This window comes from Nonomuraea sp. NPDC004186 (assembly GCF_053603495.1).
Window position 1 is genome coordinate 1 of the sequence record NZ_JBSGFQ010000244.1, and the last position, 6,075, is coordinate 6,075.

Sequence of the window (6,075 nt, forward strand, 5' to 3'; positions counted from 1 at the left end):
GGTGGTTGCCGTGGTTGTGGTCGGTGCGGGTGCTCTGGCGGTGTTCCCCGATGCGGCCGTGGGGGGGGGCGCGGCCGGTTTCGACGTCGCTCGGCCGAGCGACGTCGATGGTCGGCTTTCATCGGTTCAGCCGCAGGTCCAGGAGCTGGTCGAGCTGCGGGTCGCACGTCCGGGACGCCTCGGAGAGGAACTTCCGCAGCGGCTGATCGGCGGCTCACCAAGACCGGTGGGGCCGCCCGTTACAGGTCGGCGAGGAAGTCCAGCGCGACGGCCCAGGCGCGCTCGGCAGCTTGCGCGTTGTAGTCGGGCAGGTCGGGGTCGGTGAACAGGTGGCCGACGCCCGGATAGCGGAAGACCTCCACGTCGGTCCGCGCCCGGCGCATCCGGATGTACCAGGCGTTCAACCAGTCGGCGGGTTCGTAGGTGTCGGGATCGGCCACGTGAAGCTGGACCGGCAGGTCATCGGCCGAGAGGTCGTCGGCCATGTCGGAGGTGCCGTGCATCAGCAGCAGCCCTCGAGACTGCTCGTCACCCAGGGCGAGGTTCTGGGCGATCGCCGCGCCGAGTGAGAAGCCCGCGTACACCAGGCCGTCCGGGGACAGCGGGGCCGCTGCGGTCACGGCCCGCTTCAGCAGCTCATCGCGGCCGATCTCCTCCTTGATCGCAGTCCCCTCCTCGGGCGTGTCGACGACCCGGCCGTCGTACAGATCGGGGACGTGCACCTCGTGGCCGGCCGTCCGCAACCGGTCAGCGGCCTGGTGGACGGCGGGCCGCAGGCCGTACATCGAGTGCAGGAGGAGAATTCGTGCCATGCGCCGCAGCTTAGCCAGCGCTCGGGGTGGTGCTGACGCGGCGGGCTCGAAGTCGTTGGTGTGGGCGAGCCGATCCCCGTCGTCGGCGTGGATGCCCGTCCACCACGCCGACTGCCGCAACGTCATGGTCTACAAGGCGGCTCGGCGCCTACCTCCACCTGGGCAGGCTCGATGACGGGCCGGTGCTGCGGTGGTATCGCGCGTGGCTACCATCACGGTCGAGGGCAAGTAGGTCGGCATTCCCGGCATTGGCGACGGGTTCCAGGTGATGATCAAGCTGATCTCAGGATTCATCCGCTGCCGCGCCGCCTGGGCGCAGCGCCGTGGTGGGCGGGTCGGGCGCATGGGCGGGCCGGAGGGCTGGGGCGCTTGGCTTGGACTGCCGGAGAGCGGCCCGCACGACGACCGGTCCGGGACCGTCTCGCCGTGCGCCGCCTCCCGGGTTGCCGATGGTTGCGAGTGAGGACAGCATGGCCCGGGTGCCGTGGGGAGGGATCGTGGACGAGGCGATGCGGGTGGTGGCACGGGCGTACGGGCTGGGGGAGCCGGTCGGGCCGGCCGTGTACGCGGCGCGCGGCGAGCTGGGCCGGATCTGGCGGTTGGACACCGGGCGCGGTTCGTGGGCCGTGAAGGAGTTGCTCGTGCCCGCCGAGGAGAGTGCCGCCCGGCAGGACGCCGCGTTCCAGCTGGCCGCCGGGAAGGCAGGGGTGCGCCTGCCGCGGCACGTCACGACGGTTGAGGGCGACGTGCTGCTCGACGGGAGGTGGCGGGTCTACGAATGGGTGGATCTGGTGCCGGGTGAGGTGGTCACGGCGGCCGAGCTCGGCGTGGTGACGGCCGGGCTGCATGGGGTGGGGCATCCGGCTACGGGGGCGGTGGCTCCGTGGTTCTCCGAGCCGGTCGGCCGGGACGCGTGGGAGGAGCTGGCGGCGGCCGGGGGTGAGTGGGCGCCGATGCTGGAGCGGGCGCTTGCCGATCTCGTCGCGCTGGACTTCCTGGTCGCCTCGCCCGGCTCTTCCATCACCACCTGCCATCGCGACGTCAACGTGGAGAACGTGTGCCGGGCAGCCGACGGCGGCGTGATCGTGCTGGACTGGGAGAACTGCGGGCCGGCGCGCCCGGCGTTCGAGCTGGCGGGGATCCTCGTCGATCTGCCCCTGGAGGACGCGGTCGCGGCCTACCGGGCCTATCGGGGCGCGGGCGGGCCTGCGGTGGTGGCCGAGCCGGCCGACTTCTCGATGGCGATCGTGGTGCAGGGGCATTTGCTGGAGTTCTACGCCAGGCGTGCCCTGTCACCTGAGGAGTCGGAGGAGAATCGCGGCAGGGCCCGGGCCCGGTTGCACGCGATGCTCGACCGGCCGCTGACACCGGAGAGGATCGACCGCGTTCTGGCGGCGCTCTGAGCCTCTCCCGGCTCTGGTGGCACCCGGGCTCGGCTCGGGCGCTGCCGGCGACCTGATCCAGGCCGACGCGCGCCGCTCGTCTGGAGTTTCGTCAGGCACCCGCTCGGCGAAGGGACCCGTCTGCCCTCTGGCTTGGCGGACTGCGATCTTAAACGTTTCATTTAAAACGATAAGTTGACATCGGTTTGAGTGTTGCGGCATCGTGAGCACATGCCCACAGATGCCGATCACCACCTTGACCCCTTCACTCCTCCGCATCCGGAGCAGGCGCGCGCGCAACGCGTGTACGCGTCCCTGTTCCGGATCGCCGGGCGGCACGCGGTCACCGATGAGCAGCGCGGCCGGCAGGTCCATGCGTCGGCCATCGGCCCGCACGAAGCCGTCAGGCTCGTGACGTTCCTGCTCAGCGGAGCCGCGCGGCTCGATGACGGCGAGCCGGAGGTCGACCACGCCGACATCACGGCGGCGTTGAGCCTCCTCCCGCTGGTGCGCGGGGAGTTGGACGCGCTGGAGGTCAGCCTGCTGGAGATGGCGCGGGGGCGAGGCATGACCTGGCAGGAGATCGCGTTCGGGCTCGGGCTCGGCACCGCCCAGGCCGCCAGGCAACGCCACGAACGCCTCGCGGACCGTGTCGAAGACCAGGAGTAGCACGGACCTCCACACCCCTGCTTCGGAGGATGTCCGTCGTTGGTGTGGGTGTAGTGCTGGTGGCGAAGTTCGGGGCGGTCTCTCCGCGTCTGGATGAACGTGCCCCTGTGGCCGGCTTGACCTTGTCGCCAGCGTCAGCGTTTATCGTCGCGACATGAGCGGCTTCGATCGGGTCACCCTCCTCAAGCACGACCAGAGCTTCTTCGACGCCCTGGTGGCGAGCGATCTCGCCGTCCTGGAGGAGCTGCTGGCCGACGACTTCGTCCTGGTCGGGGTCGAGGACGGGGCCGTCGCCGACAAAAGGATCCTGCTCGACCTGGTGGGCTCCGGCTCCCTGCGGTTCCCGCGGATCCACTCGTTCCCGGACGAGGCGATCGTCCGGGTCATCGGCACAGTCGGCATCGTCGTCGGGCGTACCGGCATGAACTTCACCAACCCCGACGGCACCACGTTCAGCGCCGGAAGCCGCTACACCCACGTTTACGCCTCCGACGACCACGGCGCCTGGCACCTCGTCTCCGCCCAGGGTACGGCGATCAAGGCTTGATCCCCGGCGCGGGCGTCTGGGTGGCGGGTTAGGCAGGCGACGCCGACCGGGGTCCGCGCCTACCTGAATGAGGAGGACAAGAAGATCGCCGCCAGGTCCGCGGTGACGACGGTGCTCAGGCGGGTCGCCGCGTCTCGCTGGGTCGCGGTCGCCGCGGGGTCATCGTCCTTGCGAGCCCGTCAGCCGGCCAGGTCGGACCGGCGGGCGACGTACAGGATCCGGTCGTGTTCGTCCTCGTCGGCCGGGTCCCGTGCGGACGTCCCCACCAGCCCGTGGGTGGCCACGACGTGCAGTCCGGCCCGCTCGGCCGCCTCGCGCACCGTCCGCTCGGAATGGTGCCGTTGCACGTGGCGCATCGACAGCCGCTCCCAGCCCGCCCCGTTCCGTTCGAACAGGTCGAACTGCGTGATCACGACCGCGTCGGCCTCGATCCGCGGGGACTCCGCGAACCAGGCCACGTACCGGTCGCCCCGGTCGGCGACCGTGGGGACGTTGAACATGCGGCGGTAGTAGCCGATGGTGTTCAGGTCGAAGATCAGCACCCCGTCCTCGGTGAGCTGGTCGCGCGCGGCCGTCAGCGCCTGTCGCAGCTGCTCTGTGCCGGTCAGGTACGTCATCGGCACGTCCACGCAGGCGACCACGTCGAAGCCGGTCAGTCCGGGCGGGGGCTCCTGCAGCCGTCCCACCAGGAACCGGATCTCCTCGGCCCCGGGCCGGCGGCGGGCCGTCGCGACCATCGCGGGGGACAGGTCGTAGCCGGTCACCTCGAATCCGCGCTCGCGGAAGGCCACGCTGCTGCGGCCGGTTCCGCAGCCGGCGTCCAGGAGCCGCCGTCCGCCCGACCCGTACCGATCGGCCGCCTCCACGAAGCGGGCCACCAGGCTGGAGGTGTCCAGCTGCGCGTTCAGCTCGTCGTAGCGGGCCGCGATGCTCTCGTAGGCGGCCAGCGTCTCGTCCACGTGCGACATGCGTGCCTCCTGGGTGCGGGTGTCCCGCCGCGGCGCGAGCCGTGCCGGGCCGTTGGGCCCGGCACAGCCGATGGAGATGGACTACCAGATGAACCATGCCTGCCGGTTGACCCGGCGGCCGGTGACCCGGCGCAGCAACTTCCTCACGGAGCTCACCTCCTTCCTGACGACCGAGGGTGGTCAGGTCTGATGCGGGATCCGGCGCAGCTGGAACGGGGGAGGGGTGATGATGCCCGCGACGTGCGGCTGCCCGTGACCGCCGCGTACCTCGAGGCGGGCGCCGTCGGTCACGGCGGCGAGCAGGTCGGAGGCCAGGTTGCGGGCGACGACGGCGCCGGCGCAGGTGAACGGGCCCCCGCCGAAGGGCAGGTAGGGCCCACGGGGACCGGGGCCGTCCCATCTGCCGGGCCGGAAGCGGGTGGCCTGTGGCCAGTGCCGTTCGTCGCGGTGCAGGAGGTAGGCGCAGACCGACACGCTTTCTCCCGGTTCCAGTTGTACGCCGCCGACCTGGTGGGCGCGGAGTACGGGGCGGCCCATCAGCCAGGCCACCGGCCACAGCCGCAGCGACTCCCGTACGGCCGAGTCCGCGGGCACGGTCGCCAGGTCGACGCCGTCGGTCGCGGCCGCCAGCAACGCCCAGGCGACCACGTGGCTCACGGGCGCCACCGAGGTTCGGAACAGCAGCAGATACACCTGGGCGAGCTGGGCGGCAGGCGTATCGGGCGGGGCGGCCTCGAGTATGGCGTCCAGCAGGTCGCCGGGCAGGTCGCGCCGCGGACCGGCCCGCCGCGCGAGCACCTCGACGGCGAGGGCCCGCACCACGCGCACCCACAGCGCCCGCCGCATCGCGCTCGCCAGCCGGCCGCTGGGGCGGATCAGGACATCGTTCCGCACCACCTGCGCCATCAGCTCCCGCAAGGGCGGCGGGCTGTCCGGCCGCAGCAGCGCCTCGGCCAGGAACCGGTACGCGGCGGCGCGCCCGGCCGAGGGCCACTCGCTGACCTCCCCGAGTTCGGCCACCACGGCGGGCAGCCGCTCGCGATGCGCGGCCAGATGGGCGCGTAACGTCGCGCGGGCCGCCCGCCCGATCGCGACCTGCGTCTCCCGCGGCTCCAGCCGGCCGCCGCGGACGTGGAAGAAGTCGGACACGTCGTCGTAGTGGCCCTCCTCGTCCTGCAGCACCCGCAGGGCCTCCGCCGGGTCGGCCACGCACAGCGAACCGTCGTCGGGCAGCCGGAACACCGGGCCCCGCTCGCGGGCCGCGTGCTCGACGAACCCCAGCGGGTCCCGCCGGTACCACCGCGCCGCCCCGCCCGGCCACGGCCGCGTCCCGCCGGGAGCGGCCCGATCCGGTCCTCCGACCGTCGTCATTCCCACCTGCCCCATTTCGGGCGTACGCGCACGCCCGCCGGTACGTGGTCGACACCAAATCAGGAATAGTGCCGGTTAATAAGTTAACGCCGAGGAGTATCGCCACTGAATTTACAGAATTGGTGGAATCTCGGCAATGAATGCGTTGTGTCGTAATGGCATTGCTGACCGTATGCGCCGTGCATGAACTGGGCTGCTTCGATATCAAAAGGAAGTCGCGCTACATAAATGGCATTTCAAAGGCGCGCCGCCGCCCGGAGCCCGGGGGGGCGCCGCCGGGGCGGGGCGGGGCGGGGGGGGGGGGCCGGGGGCCCGCCCCCCCGCCC

General features: G+C 71.6%; 7 protein-coding genes. 4 read left to right on the forward strand and 3 right to left on the reverse strand.

Features of this window, described 5'->3' with window-relative positions; genetic code table 11:
• Positions 1-239: 239 nt before the first annotated feature.
• Entirely contained in the window at positions 240-938 is a 699-nt protein-coding gene (locus ACWEPL_RS64715) for a dienelactone hydrolase family protein (RefSeq protein WP_452442925.1), read from the reverse strand.
• A 323-nt stretch (positions 939-1,261) separates the two neighbouring features.
• Between ACWEPL_RS64715 and ACWEPL_RS64720 the strand changes: the two genes are divergently transcribed.
• The 3 genes from ACWEPL_RS64720 (at position 1,262) to ACWEPL_RS64730 (ending at position 3,410) form a co-directional block, all read left to right on the forward strand.
• Complete coding sequence (locus tag ACWEPL_RS64720; RefSeq protein WP_452442927.1) at positions 1,262-2,215, forward strand: aminoglycoside phosphotransferase family protein; 954 nt, start codon at positions 1,262-1,264, stop codon at positions 2,213-2,215.
• 210 nt (positions 2,216-2,425) lie between these two features.
• Positions 2,426-2,863, forward strand: a complete 438-nt coding sequence (locus ACWEPL_RS64725) for a DNA-binding protein (RefSeq protein ID WP_452442929.1) — start codon at positions 2,426-2,428, stop codon at positions 2,861-2,863.
• A 154-nt stretch (positions 2,864-3,017) separates the two neighbouring features.
• The gene (locus tag ACWEPL_RS64730) at positions 3,018-3,410 is read left to right on the forward strand and encodes a nuclear transport factor 2 family protein (protein WP_363968110.1); all 393 of its coding nucleotides are present in this window, start codon (positions 3,018-3,020) and stop codon (positions 3,408-3,410) included.
• A 179-nt stretch (positions 3,411-3,589) separates the two neighbouring features.
• On the opposite strand, the gene ACWEPL_RS64735 is transcribed toward ACWEPL_RS64730, so the two are convergent.
• Complete coding sequence (locus ACWEPL_RS64735) at positions 3,590-4,378, reverse strand: class I SAM-dependent DNA methyltransferase (RefSeq protein ID WP_363968108.1); 789 nt, start codon at positions 4,376-4,378, stop codon at positions 3,590-3,592.
• Between ACWEPL_RS64735 and ACWEPL_RS64740 the strand changes: the two genes are divergently transcribed.
• Positions 4,377-4,568: a hypothetical protein gene (locus ACWEPL_RS64740; protein WP_452442931.1), complete on the forward strand. Its 192-nt coding sequence runs from the start codon at positions 4,377-4,379 to the stop codon at positions 4,566-4,568. The two genes, ACWEPL_RS64735 and ACWEPL_RS64740, sit on opposite strands and share 2 nt — an antisense overlap.
• On the opposite strand, the gene ACWEPL_RS64745 is transcribed toward ACWEPL_RS64740, so the two are convergent.
• Positions 4,559-5,749 carry a cytochrome P450 gene (locus ACWEPL_RS64745; protein ID WP_452442933.1) on the reverse strand — a complete coding sequence of 397 codons (1,191 nt, stop codon included), beginning with the start codon at positions 5,747-5,749 and terminating at the stop codon, positions 4,559-4,561. The genes ACWEPL_RS64740 and ACWEPL_RS64745 overlap by 10 nt on opposite strands.
• Positions 5,750-6,075: the final 326 nt, after the last annotated feature.